This window comes from Burkholderia ambifaria AMMD (genome assembly GCF_000203915.1).
Classification (GTDB): domain Bacteria; phylum Pseudomonadota; class Gammaproteobacteria; order Burkholderiales; family Burkholderiaceae; genus Burkholderia; species Burkholderia ambifaria.
This window is the reverse complement of the sequence record NC_008390.1, coordinates 2,945,679-2,965,283: the sequence shown is the minus strand read 5'-3', so window position 1 is coordinate 2,965,283 and position 19,605 is coordinate 2,945,679. Positions and strand designations below refer to the sequence as shown.

General features: G+C 66.8%; 19 protein-coding genes. 6 read left to right on the top strand and 13 right to left on the bottom strand.

What is annotated here, in order from left to right:
- The first annotated feature begins 143 nt into the window (after positions 1–143).
- Entirely contained in the window at positions 144–494 is a 351-nt protein-coding gene (locus BAMB_RS13590; protein WP_011657827.1) for a TonB family protein, read from the top strand.
- Between the two features lie 75 nt (positions 495–569).
- On the opposite strand, the gene BAMB_RS13585 is transcribed toward BAMB_RS13590, so the two are convergent.
- The 6 genes from BAMB_RS13585 to moaC form a co-directional block, all read right to left on the bottom strand.
- On the bottom strand, positions 570–1,778 hold the full coding sequence (locus BAMB_RS13585; protein ID WP_011657826.1) for a hypothetical protein: 1,209 nt from the start codon (positions 1,776–1,778) through the stop codon (positions 570–572).
- A 30-nt stretch (positions 1,779–1,808) separates the two neighbouring features.
- Positions 1,809–3,086 carry a WD40/YVTN/BNR-like repeat-containing protein gene (locus BAMB_RS13580; protein ID WP_041491265.1) on the bottom strand — a complete coding sequence of 426 codons (1,278 nt, stop codon included), beginning with the start codon at positions 3,084–3,086 and terminating at the stop codon, positions 1,809–1,811.
- Positions 3,087–3,186: 100 nt separating this feature from the next.
- On the bottom strand, positions 3,187–4,338 hold the full coding sequence (locus BAMB_RS13575) for a beta propeller repeat protein (RefSeq protein ID WP_041491264.1): 1,152 nt from the start codon (positions 4,336–4,338) through the stop codon (positions 3,187–3,189).
- Between the two features lie 79 nt (positions 4,339–4,417).
- On the bottom strand, positions 4,418–5,284 hold the full coding sequence (locus BAMB_RS13570) for a hypothetical protein (protein WP_011657823.1): 867 nt from the start codon (positions 5,282–5,284) through the stop codon (positions 4,418–4,420).
- On the bottom strand, positions 5,277–7,964 hold the full coding sequence (locus BAMB_RS13565; RefSeq protein WP_041491263.1) for a type VI secretion system Vgr family protein: 2,688 nt from the start codon (positions 7,962–7,964) through the stop codon (positions 5,277–5,279). The genes BAMB_RS13570 and BAMB_RS13565 overlap by 8 nt, the downstream gene beginning before the upstream one ends.
- A 113-nt stretch (positions 7,965–8,077) precedes the next feature.
- Positions 8,078–8,566 (bottom strand): cyclic pyranopterin monophosphate synthase MoaC, encoded by a 489-nt coding sequence (gene moaC / locus BAMB_RS13560; protein WP_011657821.1) that lies wholly within the window; start codon positions 8,564–8,566, stop codon positions 8,078–8,080.
- A gap of 240 nt (positions 8,567–8,806) precedes the next feature.
- Here moaC and BAMB_RS13555 point away from each other — a divergent pair, with 240 nt between their 5' ends.
- Complete coding sequence (locus BAMB_RS13555; RefSeq protein WP_006749965.1) at positions 8,807–10,501, top strand: M48 family metalloprotease; 1,695 nt, start codon at positions 8,807–8,809, stop codon at positions 10,499–10,501.
- 30 nt (positions 10,502–10,531) lie between these two features.
- Here the strand turns inward: BAMB_RS13555 and BAMB_RS13550 are convergent, their stop codons facing one another.
- The 6 genes from BAMB_RS13550 to BAMB_RS13525 form a co-directional block, all read right to left on the bottom strand.
- On the bottom strand, positions 10,532–11,149 hold the full coding sequence (locus BAMB_RS13550) for a DUF2946 family protein (protein WP_011657820.1): 618 nt from the start codon (positions 11,147–11,149) through the stop codon (positions 10,532–10,534).
- The gene (locus tag BAMB_RS13545) at positions 11,142–12,179 is read right to left on the bottom strand and encodes a hydrolase (protein WP_011657819.1); all 1,038 of its coding nucleotides are present in this window, start codon (positions 12,177–12,179) and stop codon (positions 11,142–11,144) included. Before BAMB_RS13545 ends, BAMB_RS13550 begins: the two co-directional genes overlap by 8 nt.
- A 33-nt stretch (positions 12,180–12,212) precedes the next feature.
- The gene (locus BAMB_RS13540; RefSeq protein WP_006749968.1) at positions 12,213–12,659 is read right to left on the bottom strand and encodes a nuclear transport factor 2 family protein; all 447 of its coding nucleotides are present in this window, start codon (positions 12,657–12,659) and stop codon (positions 12,213–12,215) included.
- A gap of 115 nt (positions 12,660–12,774) precedes the next feature.
- Positions 12,775–13,812 carry a lipopolysaccharide heptosyltransferase II gene (gene waaF / locus BAMB_RS13535; protein ID WP_041491262.1) on the bottom strand — a complete coding sequence of 346 codons (1,038 nt, stop codon included), beginning with the start codon at positions 13,810–13,812 and terminating at the stop codon, positions 12,775–12,777.
- A gap of 136 nt (positions 13,813–13,948) precedes the next feature.
- A complete protein-coding gene (locus tag BAMB_RS13530) occupies positions 13,949–14,143 on the bottom strand; it encodes a zinc-finger domain-containing protein (protein ID WP_006749970.1) in 195 nt (64 codons plus the stop codon).
- Positions 14,144–14,193: 50 nt separating this feature from the next.
- Entirely contained in the window at positions 14,194–15,117 is a 924-nt protein-coding gene (locus tag BAMB_RS13525; protein WP_006749971.1) for a branched-chain amino acid transaminase, read from the bottom strand.
- Between the two features lie 207 nt (positions 15,118–15,324).
- On the opposite strand from BAMB_RS13525, the gene BAMB_RS13520 reads away from it, so the two are divergent.
- From BAMB_RS13520 to BAMB_RS13510, 3 genes are all read left to right on the top strand, one after another.
- Positions 15,325–16,080, top strand: a complete 756-nt coding sequence (locus BAMB_RS13520; RefSeq protein WP_011657816.1) for an AzlC family ABC transporter permease — start codon at positions 15,325–15,327, stop codon at positions 16,078–16,080.
- Complete coding sequence (locus tag BAMB_RS13515; protein WP_006749973.1) at positions 16,077–16,400, top strand: AzlD domain-containing protein; 324 nt, start codon at positions 16,077–16,079, stop codon at positions 16,398–16,400. The genes BAMB_RS13520 and BAMB_RS13515 overlap by 4 nt, the downstream gene beginning before the upstream one ends.
- Before the next feature lie 280 nt (positions 16,401–16,680).
- Positions 16,681–17,877 carry a phosphoglycerate kinase gene (locus tag BAMB_RS13510; protein WP_011657815.1) on the top strand — a complete coding sequence of 399 codons (1,197 nt, stop codon included), beginning with the start codon at positions 16,681–16,683 and terminating at the stop codon, positions 17,875–17,877.
- Positions 17,878–18,034: 157 nt separating this feature from the next.
- Here the strand turns inward: BAMB_RS13510 and BAMB_RS36095 are convergent, their stop codons facing one another.
- Positions 18,035–18,163: a hypothetical protein gene (locus BAMB_RS36095; RefSeq protein WP_256097633.1), complete on the bottom strand. Its 129-nt coding sequence runs from the start codon at positions 18,161–18,163 to the stop codon at positions 18,035–18,037.
- Here BAMB_RS36095 and pyk point away from each other — a divergent pair.
- The gene (pyk, locus tag BAMB_RS13505; RefSeq protein ID WP_011657814.1) at positions 18,162–19,598 is read left to right on the top strand and encodes a pyruvate kinase; all 1,437 of its coding nucleotides are present in this window, start codon (positions 18,162–18,164) and stop codon (positions 19,596–19,598) included. The genes BAMB_RS36095 and pyk overlap by 2 nt on opposite strands.
- Positions 19,599–19,605: the final 7 nt, after the last annotated feature.

Sequence of the window (19,605 nt, the reverse complement as noted above, 5' to 3'; positions counted from 1 at the left end):
CGGGAACCCGTCAAGCAGGATCGCGACCGGGCAGCCGTCGGTCGTGCGGCCGTAACGGCGCGCCGGTCCGATGGCCGCGGCGCAGGGCGATCTCCGCCGGCGCGGCGTTCGTCCGCAACAGTACTGAAGAACGATATTCGACCATGGCCCTTCGCTCGACCCTCCTGATCCTGCCTGCCGTCGCCGTGCTGGTTTCCGGCTGCGCGATGCTGTCGTCGTCGCAGGAAAGCAAGCTGACCTGCCACATTCCGCGCGCCGTCTATCCGGATAGCGCGAAGCCGCTCACGCGTCCGGTCACCGTGCTCGTGCGCGCGCTGATGACGACCTCGGGCGAAGCGCAGAACGTCACCGTGACGACGAGCAGCCGCAATGCGGCGGCGGATCGCGCGGCCGTCGACGCGATGACGCACGCGACCTGCGCGCAGACCGGCGCCACCGCGAATCCGTTCCTGCTCACGCAACCGTTCGTGTTCGAGCCGCGACGCGCGCAATGACGGGCGGCCGGGCACGCCGCGTCGCGCGTGCCGCTTGCCGTCGATTCCTGTCCGGCGCCGCCGTGCCGCCGACGTTCAGTGCCGCGGCATCAGGTTCGCGCCGTGGCACGCCGGCTCGGCCGCCTTGCGCAGCCCGAGCATCGTGAACCCGTTGCGCTCCTGGCGGATCAGCGCGTAGCGTCGCGCAACCGTGTTGCCGTCCTTGCCCGTCAAATCCAGTTCGACCTGGAAGCGATCCTTGCTGTCCGAGCAGCCGCGTACCGGTCCATAGGCGAACCCGGTATCGGGCGCCTTGCTTTCCGCAATGAATCCCTGCCGCGCTTGCAGCGCCGCCCCAGCGGCCGCGGGTTCGCTCCAGGCGCCCGCGAGCGCATCGTCCACGCCCAGCCATTCGTCGACGAAATCGCGGCCGTTGACCGCGACCGGCTGCACGCGTTGCACGGTGTCGCCGTCGACGCGATAGCGGAAGATGCCCGGCCGTGTCATCACGTCGCTGTCGCGCGAGCCGACCGTCGTGCGCAGCTCGAAGCCATCGGGGCGCACCTTGAAGCGGATCGCGTCGTCGTCGATCACGTAGCCGTGAGCCGTATGGAACAGCGTGCGTTGCGCGGCCGCGCCGTTTGCCGGCGCGACCACGTCCGCGCCGAACCGGCTCCAGCGCGACGAGCACCACGGCGTGCCGTGGACGATCGCCACCTGGCCGCCGGGCAATGCGCCGAACCAGAAGCCGCCGCCGTAGGCGCCGCCGATGTCCTTGTAGTCGTCGGCCTGCCAGCGCAGCACGCGTCGCCAGCCGCCGTTTTCCCACGCATAGGCCGTGAGCAGGTTGTCGTCGCCGCATGGGATGTCGAAGCCGGCGCGCACGAAGAGGAGCGGGCGGGACGTGCCGTCGCGTTGAACGTCGACGTCCGGGTTGCGGCCGAATGCCGATTCGCCGTTTTTCGGCTCGGCGGATTGGGTGGATTGGGCGGGTACGCCGAGCGTGGCCGCAAGCGTGCGTTTCAGCGCAGCCGGCTCGACGTGTTCGTCGCTGCACGCAAGCCGCGCGTCGATCGCGCCGACGAGCGCCTGCTTGTATGCGCGAAGCGCGTCGCGCAAGAGCGGCGAGACGTCGACGGTACCGCCGCCGTCGCCTTGCGGATTACGGACTTGCTGTACGCGGTGCTGCGCGTCGAGCGCCGCGCGTGCGGCGGTGTCGGCGGCGGGGCAGGGGCTGGCGGCGGAGGCGGTGGCCGCCGCGGCAGCGCACAGTACGAATGCGGCGCGATGCAGCGCTTTTTTCATCGAATAGGTCTCCGGATGTAGCGAGGGGATTCAGTCTTGTGAGGCGGGGGAATGTCGGATGGGGAATGACAGCTTCTTCAGTCTTTCATCGAGCAGCGAGTAGAGCGTGTTCGTATCCTGGTCGAAGTACCGGTTGTGATAGACGATCCCGTCGGCATTCTGTTTCCAGGTCCTGCCTGCGTCAGTGCTGCTCATCATCAGGGGGATTGGTGGATCGTCGATTGCTTGCCCGGGATCGGTGGCATATACGAGTAACAGGCCGTCGCGGCCCACGTCGAGGCCGCTCACGATGAGCTTCATGTCAAACGTCATCACTTGCCGGACGCGCGCGGGTTGCGTGTCCGTCCACGTCGAAAGCACGCCGGCCCGGCGTGCGCGATCCGGTGCCGTATCTTTGCCGCCCTCGTCGTCGAGGAGAGACAGTGCGTAAAGCGCGTAACCGCTGGTCGTGGCCGGCGTCGAAGCGAGTCGGATGACGGTCTGGTTCGGCAGAACGATATGGGGAACGAACGTCTGCTGATTCGGCGGAAGCCCGTATACCATGCTGCGAGCGGGCCCCGTTGCCGACGGATCGACATGGTAAGCCACTCGCAGGGTGCCGTCGGGACCAAGATTCACCGCTCTGAGGTTGCGCCGACGGCCACTGGGGACGACTGCATCCGGCGGTAGTGCGATCAGTTGCCAGGACTCGCCGCCGTCGGATGTTCGCCGGACGGTGGGGCCGCGGCCAATCGCATAGCCGTGCTGCGCGTCGATGAAGAGCAGGTCGTCGATATCTTCGTGCTCCGGCCATGCCATCTGCGACCAGTGGCGGCCGCCGTCGAGCGATTTCCAGACACGGGTTTGCCGCGAGACGAGGTCGTCCTCGGAATGCTGCGACGTATAGTCCAGCCAGCCGATGCTGATCAAGTGGACCTGACCGTCTCGCGAATGCCACCACGCGGTGTGTTGGCCGGGCGCTTGCAAGAAGCGCTGCAGTCCGTGATCGAGCGTGCCGCGGAAGAAATTCACGGTTCGTCGATTGAGGGTTTCTCCCGCACTGTTCATCCATGCTTCGGTGGGTTCGGCGACCGTCGGAACCTTCCACTCGCCGGCCGGCTTCAGCGTCACGACAGGATCGGCAAACGTGAGCGACATGATTTCGTTGCCGGCGATGTAGAAATCACCCACACCTGCTGGCGGGTCGGACCATGTGATCTGCGACGAAACGGTCTTCCAGTGAGGACCGGTGCTCTCGTAAAACAGATTCAATACGATGCCGCCGATCGCGATGACGGCCAGCCCCTTCAGTCGAGATCGATGGCGCATGGGATTGGCTGAAGTCGATAGAGGAATCTCGTTGCTGGCCGTGCCGCGGACGTCGTTCGTTTCCGCGGACACGGCCTGCGACAAACGCATCGGGCGCCGATCAGAATTGCCGTTTCCGCAGCGTATAGGCGAACACCGAATAGAGCGTGTTCGTTTGTGGATCGAAGTAGCCGCCCTGTGAAGCCTTGTCGGCGGTCTGCTGCCATGTCTTTCCACCGTCGGTGCTGCTGATCGTCAGGTCGATCGGTGCGCCGCCGCCGTTTGCGGTGTTCGGGTCGGTCGCGTGGACCAGCAGGACGCCGTTGCGACCCGCGCTCAGTCCGTTGAGCGTCAGCGGGCTGTCAAACGCATGCAGTTCCTGGATGTGTTCGGGGTGCTCGCTAGTCCAGGTCGAAATGACGCCCGCACCATGACCGCTGCCGGATTCGCCGCTTGTACGCGACAACGCATACAGTGCGTAATTCCGGACGGGGGCCGGCGACGATTCGAGGCTGACGATGACTTGTCCGGGGAGCACCGCTTCCCGGATGAAATCCTGCTGATTCCAATCGAGCCGCCAGACCACCGTTGCCGGTTGCGGATGCTCGGCGTCTTCAACCTGATAGGCAATGCGCAATACACCGTCGGGACCGAGGTTGGTCCCGTCGAAAGTCCGGCGTGGCTTGTCCTGAAGGGCGGCACCCGGCGGTTCCTTGATTTCCTGCCACGATTGCCCGCCGTCCGCCGTTCGCCACACGCGGGGTCCCCATCCGATGGCGTAGCCCCGTTGCGCATCAATGAACAGCAAGCGGTTGATGTTGCGCTCCATCGGCCATTCGAGCTGGGCCCAGTGCTGGCCACCGTCGCTCGACTTCCAGAGTCGGGTTGTCTGAGGGGACGCACCGTCGACGGTGCGCGGCGCCGCGTAATCCATCCAGCCCGTACTGACGTACAGGACCTGCCAGTCAGGCGAGTACCACCATGACGCGGTCTGGCCCGGTTGCTGGAAGTGGCGCACGGCGCTCCCGTCCAGCGTGCCGCGCAGGAAACTGACGGTCGACCGGTTCAGCCGCTGGTTCGAATCGTCCATCCAAGCTTCGGTGAATTCCGCGAGGTCAGGGTTCTTCTGCTCGCTCTCCGGCTTGAACTTGAGTTCCGGTCGCGCAACCTTCAGTGACATGAAATCGTTGCGTTGCACGCGAAATGCGCCCGCACCGTACGGCTTGTCGTTGCGCATGAATTCGGTCGATACCGTGTCCCACCCTGATGTCATTTCCGTATATCCGTAAATAGCGATCGGGAGAACAAGCACGCATCCCGCGACCCAAAGCCATCGTTTGCCTTTTCGCATGTCACTTCGCCAGCAGCCTTCCGAGCGCCTTGCCGACCGGATCGTCGGCGTCCGATTCCTCGGCTTTTTTCCGGAGAACAGGGATGGCGGAATCGAAAGCCTGCCCCCACGTTCTTCCGTCGCCCCATTCCTGAATGTTCGGGCGCATCCCGATCCTGACGAGATCCATGATTGGCAGGTCGGCCAATCCTCCGTCGAGGTAGGCCATCGGGTGTGTCTTGAATGCAAATTCCTTGAACTTTTCGGTGTTTATTTCCAGCTCGAACTGTGGCCACGTCATATCGACGCTACCGTTTCCCGGCGTCGGGCTGGCCATCTGGATCGTGTTGCCCATCATGTTCTGATTCAACCCGTCTTCCATGTTGACCTGGAGCAGCTTGCGCGCTTTGTTCAGCCACGCTTTCCCTTGGGGGCTGAGGCTCGGATAGAGATTCGCTCCATAGTCGGAGCAGTAGTAGTAACCGTAGCTGATGTAGTAATCGGGCGGCTTATGTCCGCACCCGATGTGACGCATCATGAAGTTGCCATGACGAGACCAGTCGGAATTCGTGCTGTCTATCTTGATCAATTCTTCACGGCGGTGCAGGAGTCGGTGCGCGACGTCCGAGTCGGTCCACGGATCCCACGATAGGGCGAAACCCTTGATGGTCGACCAGATGCTCGACATGCTGACCTTCTCGACCGTCTCCATATACGCCCCGTGAAGCGGCCGATAGTAGAACGGACAGGTGCCGACGATCCATTTCGGTGCCGGCGTCACATGCTTGTCGCAGATATTGATCGCCACCTTCGGCCGATCCTGGTATCCCGTCGGGGTCAGCATCGCCGCACCGGTCCCGAGCACCTTGTCCTGTTGTCCGTCAGCCATTCGATTTCCCTAGAAACTTGACGACGACGTCGTGCGGCACGTGGCTCTGCGTGAGCCCCGTCTCACCTGCCGCATTGGTGACGCCTTCCGAGAGCAGCTTGCCGTTCGAGAACATCTGGTATCGCGTGTTCGCTACCGGAATGTCGGTGCCGGCCCAGTGCGCGATGAACGCCTGATCGTAGTTGCCGGTCGAGTTCGGCAGGGTCGGCATCGTTTGCGACAGGTGCGTGGGGCCGCTGAACACGTGCTGCGCACCCTTGATGTCGATCTTGCCGGGTGCGTGCACTTCGATGTTGCCGTTCGCGATGCGGATGTACGCGCCGCCGGAAGTCAGCAGGATTTCCTTCGCCGCGGCGCCTTCGATCGACTCGGTGACCGCCATCAGCTTCAGCGCCTTCTGGGCGGTCAGTTCGATGTTGTCCGCGTGCGCCTGCACTTCGACCTTGCCCTTGCCGGCGAACAGCTTGATCCCGGAGTTCTGCGCGAACAGGCTGATCCGGTCGAGGACGCTCGCGATCAGCGACTTTCCGGCGGCCACGTGCGTGCTTTGCCCGCTGACGAGGTTGACGTGCTGGTCCGCGGCAAGCTGCACGGACTGTTGTGTCGACATCCCGATACCGGCCGGGCTGCCGAACAGCATCACGGGCTCCTTGAACGCATTGGCGCTACCGGTTCCGCCGGCGGCGGTCCGGCCGCCCGACGCGCTGCCGCTCGCGCTGCTCTGCGTTGCGTCGGTGAACTGCTTCAGCGCCGAGTGGCCGGGGTCGAGCGACTCGGCCTGATGCTGGGCGCTGACATCCGACATGGCCTCCAGCAGGCCTTCGGCGCGAACGAGCTGCTGCTGTGTCTCGCCGACGTCGAGCGGCTGGCTCGCCGGCTGTTTCGGATGCGTCGTGACGTACAGGCCGCGGTTCGCGCGCACGGCGCCGTATGCGTCGGAGCGCAGGTCGAAACCACTGCCGAGATAGCTGCCGCGGTTGTTGCCCGTGTGGTCGATCAGGTAGCCGAGATGCAGGTGCGCGTTGGTCTGGCTGCTGTACAGGTGCACGCGGTTCTGCGAGGTCGCGTCGTCGAGCACGAGCTGGTTGTAGCCGGCGCCCGCGTATTCTTTCGACCGGTATCCGGACAGAATGCCGTTGCTGTGCCATTGCGGACTGGTCGCGCCGTTGTAGACCTTGCCGACGATGATCGGGCGATCGCAGTCGCCGCCGAGGAAATCGACCAGCACCTCCTCGCCGCTGCGGTGCGGGTGAACGGCCCCATAACCATTGCCCGAATCCGACGCGGTGGCACGCAGCCAGCACGACGCCTTTTCGTCGCCGTCGTTCAGGCGGTCCCAATGGAAGCGAACCTTGACCCGGTTGAGTGCGTCGGTATGGACTTCTTCGCCCTGCGGCGCGACGACGATCGCCGTTTGCAAATGCATCGCGGGTTTCGCATGCTCGAGCGGGCTGCGGAACGGTACGGTCGTGCGCTGGGCTTCGACGCGGATCTGAAAGAAGCCTTCGCTGCCGTCGGGATGACGCACGCGCGACTGGCCCGTATTGGTTGCCAACACGATGCTGCCGACCTCGGCTTGCAGGCTGTGCGGGAAAACCGCCTGTTCGTCCGCAACGGGCAGGTTGTTGACGATGACCCACGCCGTCTCGATCACGGCGAATTCGCGCTGCCCGGCATCGTCCTTGTCGTGTTCGGCGTGATCCGCCAGCTCGAAGGTCCGCCCGGCATCCATGCGCCGCACGCCGCCGACGCCATGAAAGCGTTTCGCGCGCGACTCCTGTTCCTCCATCCATATCTTCGACAGATGGTCACCGCGGGACTGTTCGGGATACGTGTACGCACCGGTGTATTCGTAGACCTCGAGCTGCGGCGGCAGGTCGCCCTGATTGGCGATCGTCGGCGTATGGGTCGCCTTCGGATTGGCCGCGCTCGGCGGCTGCTTATAGTCGAACGTGCGTGTCGCGCGGGCGACGCTTCGCAGCGTGCGCGTGCCGGAGAACTGGACGAACGTGTCGGCCTCGTCACCCGTGCCCGCATGATGAAAGCGCACCGTTCGCGGCGATAGCGCGGGCAATGCGTCGACGCGGTCGACGACGACGAGCCGGTGCGACTTGCCGTCCTGGTCCTGTTCCCAGAAGCCATACAGGCCTTCGGATTCCATCAGGCGATGCACGAAATTCCAGTCATCCTCGTACTGCATGCAGAACGAGCGGAGCGGCAGCGGCTGGTGGAGCTTGAAGGTGAAGCGACCCTTGGCCTGCGGATGCTGGTTCAGCACGTCGGCAATGATGTCGTCCGCGGACTGGTCCTGCCAGATTCGCTGGTCGCGGCGGAACTTCAGGAAGTGCAGGAACGAAGCGAAGACGATCTGGTAGTGCGTGACGCCGCTGTCCGAGCCGAGCCTGCGGGCGCAATGCACGTAGCCGTGGTGAGGCGCATAAGACTGGTCGGCCTGCAGGATCCACAGCGTGACGGGCTGCGCGATCAGCTTCTTGAGCTCGAGGTTGTCGGATACCGACACGGTATCGACCGTGAACTCGAAGTGACGCCCGAGCCGTGATCGGCCGATGACGCGATGCGGCAGCAGCACGTTGGGGCCCAGCGGCGTATCCAGTTTGACAAGGCGCTCGTGCTGAACCGGTCCGGCCAGCAATGCGCTTCTTAACATTTGCGAATTCATCACCCGTGCTCGCTTTTTTTGTGCTGGGTCGCACGCTCTCCCGTGCGGAATCCGGTAATTGTATGAGATAAACGTGCGCTATCCCGAATTTACCGGCCGGTAGGTGCCGACCGTCAGCCGGCGGTGTCCTCGGCCTTCCAGTCCCCCGACTTCCCGCCACGCTTTTCTCTCACGCTCACCTCGGTGATCACCATCCCCCGATCGACCGCCTTGCACATGTCGTACACGGTCAGCAGCCCGACCTGCACGGCGGTCAGCGCTTCCATCTCGACACCGGTGCGCCCGAACGTCTCGACCTGCGCGACGCAGTGCACGCCCGGCAGCGCGTCGTCGAGTTCGAAGTCGACGGCCACGCGCGTCAGCGCGAGCGGATGACACAGCGGAATGAGGTCGGCGGTGCGCTTGGCGCCCTGGATCGCGGCGATGCGCGCGACGCCGAGCACGTCGCCTTTCTTCGCCTTGCCGTCGCGGATCAGCGCGAACGTCGCCGGCAGCATCCGGATCGTGCCGCGCGCGATCGCGATGCGTTGCGTTTCCTGCTTGCCGCCGACGTCGACCATGTGCGCGTGGCCGGCGGCGTCGAAATGGGTAAGTCCTGACATGTCCTGCTCCGATCTCTTGTGTCGCGGCCGGTCGATTCACCGCGTCGGGCACCGTGCCGCAACCATCTGCAACGTTTCAACGGGCGCCTATCATAGCAGCGGCCTGCGCGACGCCGGGCGTGCAGACGGCGCATCCGCCGCAGCGAACAGTCGCGATCCCGCCGGTACAATGGCCGGGATCTTCAGACCAAACGCCGCGATGCGCGCCCGGCGCGCGGGACGCGTCGCTTTCATCCTGCCATGCGTGTCAAACAGTTGCTTGCCGTGTTGCTGTCGACGGCGCTCGTGCTGCCGCCGAGCGGCCATGCACAGCGCCTGTCCGCGCTGCCGCTCGAGCCGGCGGCCGGCGCTTCGCCGTCGATTTCCACGGTGCCGTCCGGCATCGCGACCGGCGTATTCGGCACCTACGGCGGCGCGGAAAGCCGGTTCTCCGGCGGCGACGGCGCGTCCGCGCCGGTCGCGAGCCTGCGCGCACCGCTGCGCGCGCTGGAACTCCCCGACCTCGGCGACGGCTCCGGCGGTTCGCTCACGCCGCAGGCCGAGCGCCGTCTCGGCGAGCGCGTGATGCGCGAGGTGCGGCGCGACCCGGACTACCTCGACGACTGGCTCGCGCGCGACTACCTGAACGCGATCGCGAAGCGGCTCGCGGCTGCCGCCGCGGCGCGCTACATCGGCGGCTACACGCCGGACTTCGAGCTGTTCCCGGTGCGCGATCCGCAGATCAACGCATTCTCGATGCCGGGCGGTTTCATCGGGATCAATAGCGGGCTGGTCGTCACGACGCAAACGGAATCCGAACTCGCATCGGTGGTCGGCCACGAGATGGGCCACGTGCTGCAGCGGCACATCGCGCGGATGATCGGCGCGAACGAGAAGACCGGCTACACCGCGCTCGCGACGATGCTGCTCGGGGTGCTGGCGGGCGTGCTCGCGCGCAGCGGCGATCTCGGCAGCGCGATCGCGATGGGCGGGCAGGCGTTTGCGGTCGACAACCAGCTGCGCTTCTCCCGGTCGGCCGAGCGCGAGGCCGATCGCGTCGGTTTCCAACTGCTCGCGGGCGCCGGCTACGACCCGTACGGGATGCCGGGCTTCTTCGAGCGGCTCGAGCGCGCGTCGATGGGCGACGCGGGCGTGCCGGCCTATGCGCGCACGCACCCGCTGACGGGCGAACGGATCGCCGACATGGAGGATCGCGCGCGCCGCGCGCCGTACCGGCAACCGCGCCAGTCGGCCGAATACGGCTTCGTGCGCGCGCGGCTGCGCATCCTGCAGAACCGTGCGCCGAACGACATCGCGGCCGAGGCGCGCCGGATGCAGCTCGAGATCGACGATCGCACGGCGCCGAACGTCGCGGCGAACGAGTACGGAATCGCGCTCGCGAACACGTTGCTCGGCCAGTACGACGCGGCCGACAAGGCGCTGGCGTCGGCCCGTGCCGCCTTCGACGCGCGAGAGCGGCGCGCGGACGATCCGCAGACGAGTTCGCCGAGCCTCGACGTGCTCGCTGCCGACCTCGCCCGCCGCGCGGGCCGGACCGACGACGCGGTGCGGCTCGCGGCGCTCGCGCAGCGGCGCTGGCCGGCGTCGCACGCGGCGATCGTCGCGCACCTGCAGGCGCTGATCGCCGCGCGCCGCTTCGACGAAGCGCAGACGCTCGCACGCCAGCAGGCGAAAGCGGACCCGGAGCAGCCGGACTGGTGGGACTACCTCGCGAAGGCGAGCGACGGCAAGGGCGACGTGCTCGCGCGGCGCCGCGCGCTCGCGGAGAAGCTGGCGCTCGACGGCGCGTGGCCGTCGGCGATTCGCCAGCTGAAGGAGGCGCGCGACGCGAAGGACGTGTCGTTCTACGACCAGTCGATCATCGGCGCGCGGCTGCTGGAATTCGAGGCGCGCTACAAGGAAGAGCGCGAGGACGAGAAGAACGGCCGCGGATAACGGCAGTCAGGTGGGCAGGGCGGCGGCGCTTCAGCTTGCGGCGCCGTCGTTGCTGTTGCCGTTGCCACCATCCGGCGCGTCGCACCGCGCCCGCTGCGCGGGGCTCGCGACGAAGCCGAACGTTGCCGGCACATCGGCACACGCCAGGTTGCCGAGCGCCAGCGTGCGCCCATCACGCCAGCGCAGCATGGGCGGCATCGCGTCGAAGTCCGCATGATCGGCGAACAGGCCGAGGTCGTGGTCGTGCAGCGCCGCGATGCGCGGCGGCGTGCCCGCCGCGCGGAACAGCACGCCGCCCGCATCGTCGAGCCATGCGGCGTCGGGCTCGAACGGCGCGCCGGTCTGGTCGGCCAGCGTGAGCTGCCCGTCGCGTTCGGCCAGGCGCACGACCCACGGCGTGTACGCGAGTTCGACGTACACGCGCTGCGGCCCGTTCTGGAAGAACCACTGGCCGTGCGCGTCGCATTCGTAGTTGCGTCCGATGAACGCGTTGAGCGCCGCATGCCGAATCGGCGAGCCGAGCTCTCCGGCGGCCTGCGCGGCGTCGTCGCGCAGCCGCCACTCGCCGCGCCGGTCGAGCAGCAGCCAACCGGTGCAGTCGGGTACGTTCGGCCACTTGGCGAGAGCCTGCCTGACGATGTCATCCATGATCGACGAATTTCGAGCAATAGCCGAACACCCGCGCCGACAGCCAGTCGAGGCGGCCGGGGAACGGTCCGGTCATGAATCCCGCATGGCCGCCGTCCATGGGCTGGTCGAGCTCGACGGCCGGCGACACGTCGGCGGCGCTCGGCAGCGCGGATTCCGGCAGGAACGGATCGTTGCGGGCGTTGAGGATCAGCGTGGGCACGTCGATGGCCGGCAACAGCGGGCGCGTGGTGGCCTGGGTCCAGTAGTCGTCGGCGTCGGCGAAGCCGTGCAGCGGCGCGGTCACGACCTCGTCGAAGTCGCGCATCGTCACGGCGCGCAGCATCGCGTCGCGGTCGAACAGGCCCGGATACTGGTCGAGCTTCGCGAGCGCCTTGCGCTTGAGCGTCTTCAGGAAGCTGCGCGTATAGACCATCGCGAAGCCCTGCGACAGCGCGCGGCCGCCCGCATGCACGTCGATCGGCGTCGAGATCGCGGCGGCCGCGTGCACGATCGACGTGTCGCTGCGGTGCTCGCCGAGCCAGCGCAGCAGCACGTTGCCGCCGAGCGACACGCCGGCCGCGACGATCGGCCCGCGATGCTGCGCGGCGAGCCGCTGCAGGATCCAGTCGACTTCGGCGCTGTCGGCGAGATGGTAGAAGCGCGGCTGGCGGTTCAACTCGCCGCTGCAGCTGCGAAAGTGCGGGACGACCGCGTGCCAGCCCTTCGCGCGCGCGGCGGCCATCATCGCCAGCGCGTAGTGCGAGCCGGAACTGCCTTCGAGGCCGTGGAACAGCACGAACAGCGGTGCGTCGGGCGGCGGCGCGGCACTGTCGAGGTGCGCGACCCAGTCGAGATCGATGAAGTCGTGGTCAGGGGTTTCCCATCGCTCTCGTCGGTAGGCGACAGCCGGACGCCGTGCGAACAGCGCGGGCACGATGGTTTGCACATGGCTGTTCGGCAGCCAGCGCGGTGCGCGATAGCGCAATGAATCGTCGTCGGGGGCCGGGGCCCCGGTCAGCGGCGAGGTGGGCGGAGAAGCCGTACTCATGATCGCCCCGCTAATGCGTTGCTTCGTTGTTCGTCAGTGCAGCGGACCCTGCCCGTGACGGATCTTCGCGGCGAATTGTCCGGCCGCCTGTTCAGGAATCGGGCTCGCGTGGATATGCGCGATGCGCCACTCGCCGCGTTCGTGGATCATCACGTACGTCGCGAAAACCATGTCGGGTTCGGCCGTCAGGTCGGCCTGCTGATGCGCTTCGGCGATCGTATAGACGACGGTGCCGAGACTGTCGTAAACACGGATGTCGAGCGGTTCGATCGTGACCGGGCGCGTCGCGAGCCGGTTGGCCAGCCCGCTGCGGATCTGGTCGAGGCCGTGCAGATGCTCGCCGTCGGCCCAGACGCAGCTGGCGAAGTCCTCGTCGATCCACAACCCCAGCAGCGCGTCGAGATTGGCATCGGCGACGGCCTGGTAGTAGGCGTTCAGCGTATCGGCAGCGGCTTCGAACAGGCGGGCAAAACGTGGCATCGGGGTTATCTCTCGCGCGCGTCGCGCGCCGTATTCAGCACGGCGGCCCGGGTGGGGCCGCCTTGCACCGGTGAATCGGATTGCCCGGCGCGTCGTGCGACGCTGCCGGTCAGGGTCAGCGCTGCCCGACGAGCATGCCGCGCAAATCGCCGAATACCTGCTCGGGACCGAGTTCGCGCAGGCATTTCAGATGGCCGAGCGGGCACTCGCGTTCGAAGCAGGGACTGCATTCGAGATGAAGCCATTGTACCTTCGCCAGGTCCGACAGCGGAGGGGTGTGGCGCGGATCAGTCGATCCGTACAACGCGACGAGCGGCCGCCGCAGCGCGGCGGCGACGTGCATCAGCCCGGAATCGTTGGTCACGACCGCGTTCGCGCGCGCGATCAGCGCGCACGCCTCGGACAACGACGTCTGCCCGCACAGGTTGCGCACGTTCGGCGCGTGGTCGGCGATCGCCTGCGCGGCGGCGGCGTCCTTCTGCGAGCCGAGCGCGACGATCTGCGTATACGGGAAAGACTGATGGACGATCGTCGCGAGCGTCGCGAAGTGCTCGGGTGGCCAGCGCTTGGCCGGGCCGTATTCCGCGCCGGGGCAGAACACGACGAGCGGCTTGCGTGTATCGAGATTGAAACGCGCGGAGACGCGCGCCGTCTCGTTCAGGTCGGCGTCGAGGCGCGGCGGCGGCAGCATCTTCATCGACTCGGGCAGCTTCGCGCCCGGCGCATACGCGAGCGCCGCGTAGTGGGTCGTCATCGGCGGCCGCTCGGCCGATTTGTCGGGGTTCGCGTGCCGCACGTTGAGCAGCCCGTAGCGGTGCTCGCCCGTGTAGCCAATCCGCAGCGGAATGTTCGCGAGCCACGGAATCACCGCGGATTTCAGCGAATTCGGCAGCACGTACGCCGCGTCGTAGCCGACGTCGCGCAGGTCGCTCGCGAGCTGCCAGCGGCGCAGCAGCTGCAGCTTGCCGTGCGCGAGGTCGGTCGCGTAGACATCGTGGATCTCGGGCATCCGCTCGAGCACCGGCGCGACCCAGGTGGGTGCGACGGCATCGATCACGATGCGGGGATGGATTTTTTTCAGCAGCGCAAAAAGCGGCTGCGCCATCAATGCGTCACCGATCCAATTCGGTGCGATAACCAGCGCTCGACGCATCAGGTCGACTTCCGATGTCGTAATGAAGCACGGCGCGCATGCACCGCGTTCGGGTTGTCAGAACAGGAAAAGGGCGGCGCGCCGGAGTTCCGGCTGCGCCGCCTCGCGTGCGGCGGGCCCGCGGGCCCGGTCGGGCTCAATGGCCCTTGACCACCTCGCCGTCGCGCAGCTTGTAGCGCGTGCCGCAGTACGGGCAGCGCGCCTCGCCGTGCGAGACGTCGATGAACACGCGCGGGTGCGCGCTCCAGCGCGCCATGGCCGGGTTCGGGCAGTAGGCGGGGAGATCCTTGGCCGTCAGTTCGACCAGCGGCATTTCCTTGATTTCACTCATGAGACTTTCTCTTATCACTCTGTGGTGGGGCGGTCGGTCGCGCGGCGCGCTCAGACCTTCGTCAGCCAGTGCGCGTACTTCGCGTTCTTGCCGGACACGATATCGAAAAACGCCGACTGGAGCTTTTCCGTCACGGGGCCGCGCGCGCCGCTGCCGATCGTGCGGTTGTCGAGTTCGCGGATCGGCGTGACTTCGGCGGCCGTGCCCGTGAAGAACGCTTCGTCGGCCGTGTAGACCTCGTCGCGCGTGATGCGCTTCTCGATCACCTGGATGCCTGCGTCCCGCGCGAGCGTGATGATCGTGTCGCGCGTGATGCCGTCGAGGCACGACGACAGGTCGGGCGTATACAGCTTGCCGTTGTTCACCAGGAAGAAGTTCTCGCCGGAGCCTTCCGACACGTAGCCGTCGACGTCGAGCAGCAGCGCTTCGTCGTAGCCGTCGGCGGTCGCTTCCTGGTTCGCGAGGATCGAGTTCACGTACCAGCCCGACGCCTTCGCGCGCACCATCGACACGTTCACGTGGTGGCGCGTGAATGATGACGTCTTCACGCGGATGCCCTTCGCGAGGCCTTCCTCGCCGAGGTACGCGCCCCACGGCCACGCGGCGATCGCGACGTGGATCGTGTTGCCCTTCGCGGACACGCCGAGCTTTTCCGAGCCGACCCAGATGATCGGGCGCAGGTAGCCCGACTCGAGCTTGTTCTCGCGCACGACGTCGAGCTGCGCGGCTTCGAGGGTTTCCCGGTCGAACGGCACGTCCATCTGGAAGATCTTCGCCGAATTCAGCAGACGTTTGGTGTGCTCGTGCAGGCGGAAGATCGCGGTGCTGCCGTCGGCCGTCCGGTACGCGCGCACGCCTTCGAAGACGCCCATGCCGTAGTGCAGCGTATGGGTCAGGACGTGAATCGTGGCATCGCGCCAGTCGATCAGCTTGCCGTCCATCCAGATCTTGCCGTCGCGGTCGGCCATTGACATGGGGTTCTCCTGTGAAGCAATTGGTACAGCGGCTTGTGTGCAGCATTGAGCCGGAAAGACGCTTATTTTAGCGTCATTTGGTGTCGAGCCGGTCGGTCGCCGCAGGGCCGGCGCTATAATCGTCCGGTACCGATTCCAATAACGACGGGCCGTGCCGGCAGGAGACGCCGGAGCCCGCACGAACCGCCCGCCGCGGCCCGCTTTCCGATGCTCGCTCGATTGTCCGCCACCGACCGCTTCGCGCTGATCCAGGGCGCGCGCGACTATTCCCCGACACTGATTGCGATCCTCTCCTGGGGGCTCGTGACCGGCATCGCGATGAGCAAGTCGGTGATGACGCTCGGGCAGGCGAGCGCGATGTCGATCCTGGTCTACGCGGGCTCGTCGCAGCTCGCGGTGCTGCCGCTCCTGGTCGCGAAGCTGCCGATCTGGACGATCCTGCTCACCGCCGCGATGGTCAACCTGCGCTTCGTGATCTTCAGCGCCGGGCTTGCTCCCCATTTTTCCTACCTGCCGCTGTGGCGGCGTCTCGCGATCGGCTATTTCAACGGCGACGTGATCTACCTGCTGTTCCAGAAACAGGCCTTCGCGTACGGCCACGTGCCGGGCAAGGAAGCCTACTTCTGGGGGATGGCGCTCGCGAGCTGGCTGTCGTGGCAGGTGTCGTCGCTCGCCGGCATCCTGCTCGCGAGCGTCTTTCCCGCGAGCTGGGGGCTGGAGCTGGCCGGCACGCTTGCGCTGATCCCGATCATGGTGTCGGCGGTCGCGAACCGCTCGACGCTCGCCGCCGTCGCGGTCGCGGGCGTCGTGTCGCTGATCGCCTTCGACCTGCCGTACCGGCTCGCGCTGCCGATCGCGGTGCTGGCCGCGCTCGCGGCCGGCTGCACGGCCGATTTCTTCGTCGAACGCGCCGACTGGCGCCGCATCCGCACCGAAACCGTGCACGAGAAGGAAATCGAATGAGCGCGACGGACATCTGGATCGTGATCGTCGGGATGACAATCGTCACGGCGGTCACGCGCGCGCTGTTCCTGCTCGGCGGCGAACGCACCGTGCTGCCCGAGCGCGCGCAGCGCGCGCTGCGCTACGCGCCGGCCGCCGCGCTCGTCGCGGTCGTGCTGCCCGACGTGCTCGAAACGCCGGCCGGGCTGTCGTTCGCGCTGTCCAACCATCCGTTCTACGCGGCGCTCGCCGGCCTCGGCTGGTTTTTGTGGCGGCGCAGCATGCTCGGTACGATCGTGATCGGGATGCTGGTCTTCACCGTGCTGCGCCTGATCTTCTGACGAATCGCGGCGCCGGCCGGCCGGGCATCGGCCGCTTGCGCGTGTACATTGCTGCGATGCAGCAATGTGTCGGCGGCCGCGTGCGATCCCAAATAGGCGGAATTCGCCGCCGCACGGGTCAGTCTGCCGGATGGATCGGCTAGAATGCCCGTTCAAGATTTTTTACCCGTGCGCGTCATGCGAACCGCCAGCCACGGCCGCATCCGGCGCCCTTTCGCGGCTGCCCGCGCACGTCCAGCGTGAACCCCCTTTCCCCATCCACTACTTCAATCTGTTCGACATGAGCCAAGTCAAGCGTCTTACCGACCTGATCGCCGCCGGCCAGCTCGCCGGCAAGCGGGTGTTCATCCGCGCCGACCTGAACGTCCCGCAGGACGATCACGGCAACATCACCGAAGACACGCGCGTGCGCGCGTCCGTGCCGGCCATCCAGGCCGCGCTCGACGCCGGCGCGGCCGTGATGGTCACGTCGCACCTCGGTCGTCCGACCGAAGGCGAATTCAAGCCCGAAGACTCGCTCGCGCCGGTCGCGAAGCGCCTCGCCGAACTGCTCGGCCGCGACGTGCCGCTGGTTGCGAACTGGGTCGAGAACGGCGTGAACGTCGCGCCGGGCCAGGTCGTGCTGCTCGAGAACTGCCGCGTGAACAAGGGCGAGAAGAAGAACTCGGACGAGCTCGCGCAGAAGATGGCGAAGCTCTGCGACGTGTACGTGAACGACGCGTTCGGCACCGCGCACCGCGCGGAAGCGACCACCCACGGGATCGCGAAGTACGCGCCGGTCGCGTGCGCGGGCCCGCTGCTGGCCGCCGAACTCGACGCGCTCGGCAAGGCGCTCGGCAATCCGGCCCGCCCGCTGGTGGCGATCGTCGCCGGTTCGAAGGTGTCGACCAAGCTGACCATTCTCAAGTCGCTCGCCGGCAAGGTCGACCAGCTGATCGTCGGCGGCGGCATCGCGAACACGTTCATGCTCGCGGCGGGCCTGTCGATCGGCAAGTCGCTCGCGGAAGCCGATCTCGTCGCCGAGGCGAAGGCGATCATCGACGAAGCGCGCGAGCGCGGCGCGTCGGTGCCGATCCCGTCCGACGTCGTGACGGCCAAGGAATTCTCGCCGACGGCCGTGGCCACGGTGAAGCAGGTCGCCGACATCGAAGCGGACGACATGATCCTCGACATCGGCCCGGATACGGCCAAGGCGCTCGCGAGCCAGCTCGAGAAGGCCGGCACGATCGTGTGGAACGGTCCGGTCGGCGTGTTCGAGTTCGACCAGTTCGGCAACGGCACCAGGACGCTCGCCGAAGCGATCGCCAAATCGTCCGCGTTCTCGATCGCGGGCGGTGGCGACACGCTCGCGGCCATCGCGAAGTACGGCATCCACGACCAGGTCAGCTATATCTCGACCGGCGGCGGCGCGTTCCTCGAGTTCCTCGAAGGGAAGAAGCTGCCGGCGGTGGAAGTGCTCGAAACGCGGGCGGCCTGAGCGTGGCGGCGCGCGCAGGGGTGACCAGGGCCGCGCGCTCCGCTAAAGCGGAGCAGCCGGCCGGCGCGGGCAAGCGCAAACGCGCGCCCGCGCGGGCGAACTCAGCCCCGCGCGCACCGGCGGCCGCCGGCGACGCGGCCGTGCAGCACCACGAGATTCAGAACAAAGCGATGCCGGGCGCAAGCACCGGCACGCCCCCCGGAACGGCGGCCGCTGGGCCTGCCGATTCCGGCTCTCGCAGCGTTTCACCCAGCGCATCCACCTTGATCCAGATGAGGAGTTTCATGCAGCGCGCCACCAAGATAGTCGCCACGATCGGCCCGGCTTCCAGTTCGCCGGAGATTCTGCTGCAGATGATGCAGGCGGGCCTCGACGTCGTGCGGCTCAATTTTTCGCACGGTACGGCCGACGATCACCGCCAGCGCGCCGAGATGGTGCGCGAGGCCGCCCGCAAGGTCGGCCGCGAGATCGCGATCATGGCCGACCTCCAGGGCCCGAAGATCCGCGTCGGCAAGTTCGAGAACGGCAAGACCACGCTCGAGCCGGGCCAGGCCTTCATCCTCGACGCGGGCTGCGAGCTCGGCAACGACGAGCGCGTCGGCCTCGACTACAAGGAACTGCCGCGTGACCTGAAGCCGGGCGACCTGCTGCTGCTGAACGACGGCCTGATCGTGCTGACCGTCGAGCGCGTGCTCGGCGACGAGATCCACACGGTCGTCAAGGTGGGCGGCGAGCTGTCGAACAACAAGGGGATCAACCGGCAGGGCGGCGGGCTGTCGGCGCCCGCGCTGACCGCGAAGGACATGGAGGACATCCGCACGGCGATGTCGCTCGGCGCGGATCTCGTCGCGGTGTCGTTCCCGAAGAACGCGACCGACATGGAAATGGCGCGCCAGCTCGCGAACATCGCGGGCGCGCCTTACGGCATCAAGCCGAAGATGATCGCGAAGATCGAGCGCGCGGAGGCGATTCCGGCGCTGCAGAGCATCCTCGACGCATCCGACGGCATCATGGTCGCGCGCGGCGACCTCGCGGTGGAAGTCGGCAACGCGGCCGTGCCGGCGCTGCAGAAGCGGATGATCCGGATGGCGCGCGAGTCGAACAAGCTCGTGATCACCGCGACGCAGATGATGGAGTCGATGATCCTCGCGCCGGTGCCGACCCGCGCGGAAGTGTCGGACGTCGCGAATGCGGTGCTCGACGGCACCGACGCGGTGATGCTGTCGGCCGAGACGGCCGCCGGCAAGTATCCGGTCGTCACGATCGAGACGATGGCGGCCGTGTGCGTCGAGGCGGAAAAGTCCGAGCACGTCGAGCTCGACAAGGATTTCCTCGACCGCACGTTCACGCGGATCGACCAGTCGATCGCGATGGGCGCGCTGTTTACCGCCTATCACCTCGGCGCCAAGGCGATCATCGCGCTGACCGAATCGGGCGCGACCGCGCTGTGGATGTCGCGGCACTACACGCACGTGCCGATCTTCGCGCTGACGCCGCGCGTCGGCAGCGAGCGTACGATGGCGCTGTACCGCAACGTGACGCCGCTGCACGTCGACTTCAACAGCGACCGCGACTCGGCGCTGCAGGCGGCGCTCGAGATCGTCGTGAAGCAGGGCTACGTGCAGCACGGCGACATGGTCGTGCTGACCGTCGGCGAGCCGATGGGGCAGGCGGGCGGCACCAATACGCTGAAGATCGTGCGGGTCGGCGAGCATTACTGATCGCTAG

What these genes read in the sequence shown, in the direction of transcription:
- BAMB_RS13590 (WP_011657827.1), top strand. Translation starts at nt 144, where the DNA reads ATGGCCCTTCGCTCGACCCTCCTGATCCTGCCTGCCGTCGCCGTGCTG.
- BAMB_RS13585 (WP_011657826.1), bottom strand. Translation starts at nt 1,778, where the DNA reads ATGAAAAAAGCGCTGCATCGCGCCGCATTCGTACTGTGCGCTGCCGCG.
- BAMB_RS13580 (WP_041491265.1), bottom strand. Translation starts at nt 3,086, where the DNA reads ATGCGCCATCGATCTCGACTGAAGGGGCTGGCCGTCATCGCGATCGGC.
- BAMB_RS13575 (WP_041491264.1), bottom strand. Translation starts at nt 4,338, where the DNA reads ATGACATCAGGGTGGGACACGGTATCGACCGAATTCATGCGCAACGAC.
- BAMB_RS13570 (WP_011657823.1), bottom strand. Translation starts at nt 5,284, where the DNA reads ATGGCTGACGGACAACAGGACAAGGTGCTCGGGACCGGTGCGGCGATG.
- BAMB_RS13565 (WP_041491263.1), bottom strand. Translation starts at nt 7,964, where the DNA reads ATGAATTCGCAAATGTTAAGAAGCGCATTGCTGGCCGGACCGGTTCAG.
- moaC (WP_011657821.1), bottom strand. Translation starts at nt 8,566, where the DNA reads ATGTCAGGACTTACCCATTTCGACGCCGCCGGCCACGCGCACATGGTC.
- BAMB_RS13555 (WP_006749965.1), top strand. Translation starts at nt 8,807, where the DNA reads ATGCGTGTCAAACAGTTGCTTGCCGTGTTGCTGTCGACGGCGCTCGTG.
- BAMB_RS13550 (WP_011657820.1), bottom strand. Translation starts at nt 11,149, where the DNA reads ATGGATGACATCGTCAGGCAGGCTCTCGCCAAGTGGCCGAACGTACCC.
- BAMB_RS13545 (WP_011657819.1), bottom strand. Translation starts at nt 12,179, where the DNA reads ATGAGTACGGCTTCTCCGCCCACCTCGCCGCTGACCGGGGCCCCGGCC.
- BAMB_RS13540 (WP_006749968.1), bottom strand. Translation starts at nt 12,659, where the DNA reads ATGCCACGTTTTGCCCGCCTGTTCGAAGCCGCTGCCGATACGCTGAAC.
- waaF (WP_041491262.1), bottom strand. Translation starts at nt 13,812, where the DNA reads ATGCGTCGAGCGCTGGTTATCGCACCGAATTGGATCGGTGACGCATTG.
- BAMB_RS13530 (WP_006749970.1), bottom strand. Translation starts at nt 14,143, where the DNA reads ATGAGTGAAATCAAGGAAATGCCGCTGGTCGAACTGACGGCCAAGGAT.
- BAMB_RS13525 (WP_006749971.1), bottom strand. Translation starts at nt 15,117, where the DNA reads ATGTCAATGGCCGACCGCGACGGCAAGATCTGGATGGACGGCAAGCTG.
- BAMB_RS13520 (WP_011657816.1), top strand. Translation starts at nt 15,325, where the DNA reads ATGCTCGCTCGATTGTCCGCCACCGACCGCTTCGCGCTGATCCAGGGC.
- BAMB_RS13515 (WP_006749973.1), top strand. Translation starts at nt 16,077, where the DNA reads ATGAGCGCGACGGACATCTGGATCGTGATCGTCGGGATGACAATCGTC.
- BAMB_RS13510 (WP_011657815.1), top strand. Translation starts at nt 16,681, where the DNA reads ATGAGCCAAGTCAAGCGTCTTACCGACCTGATCGCCGCCGGCCAGCTC.
- pyk (WP_011657814.1), top strand. Translation starts at nt 18,162, where the DNA reads ATGCAGCGCGCCACCAAGATAGTCGCCACGATCGGCCCGGCTTCCAGT.
- BAMB_RS36095 (WP_256097633.1), bottom strand. Translation starts at nt 18,163, where the DNA reads ATGAAACTCCTCATCTGGATCAAGGTGGATGCGCTGGGTGAAACGCTG.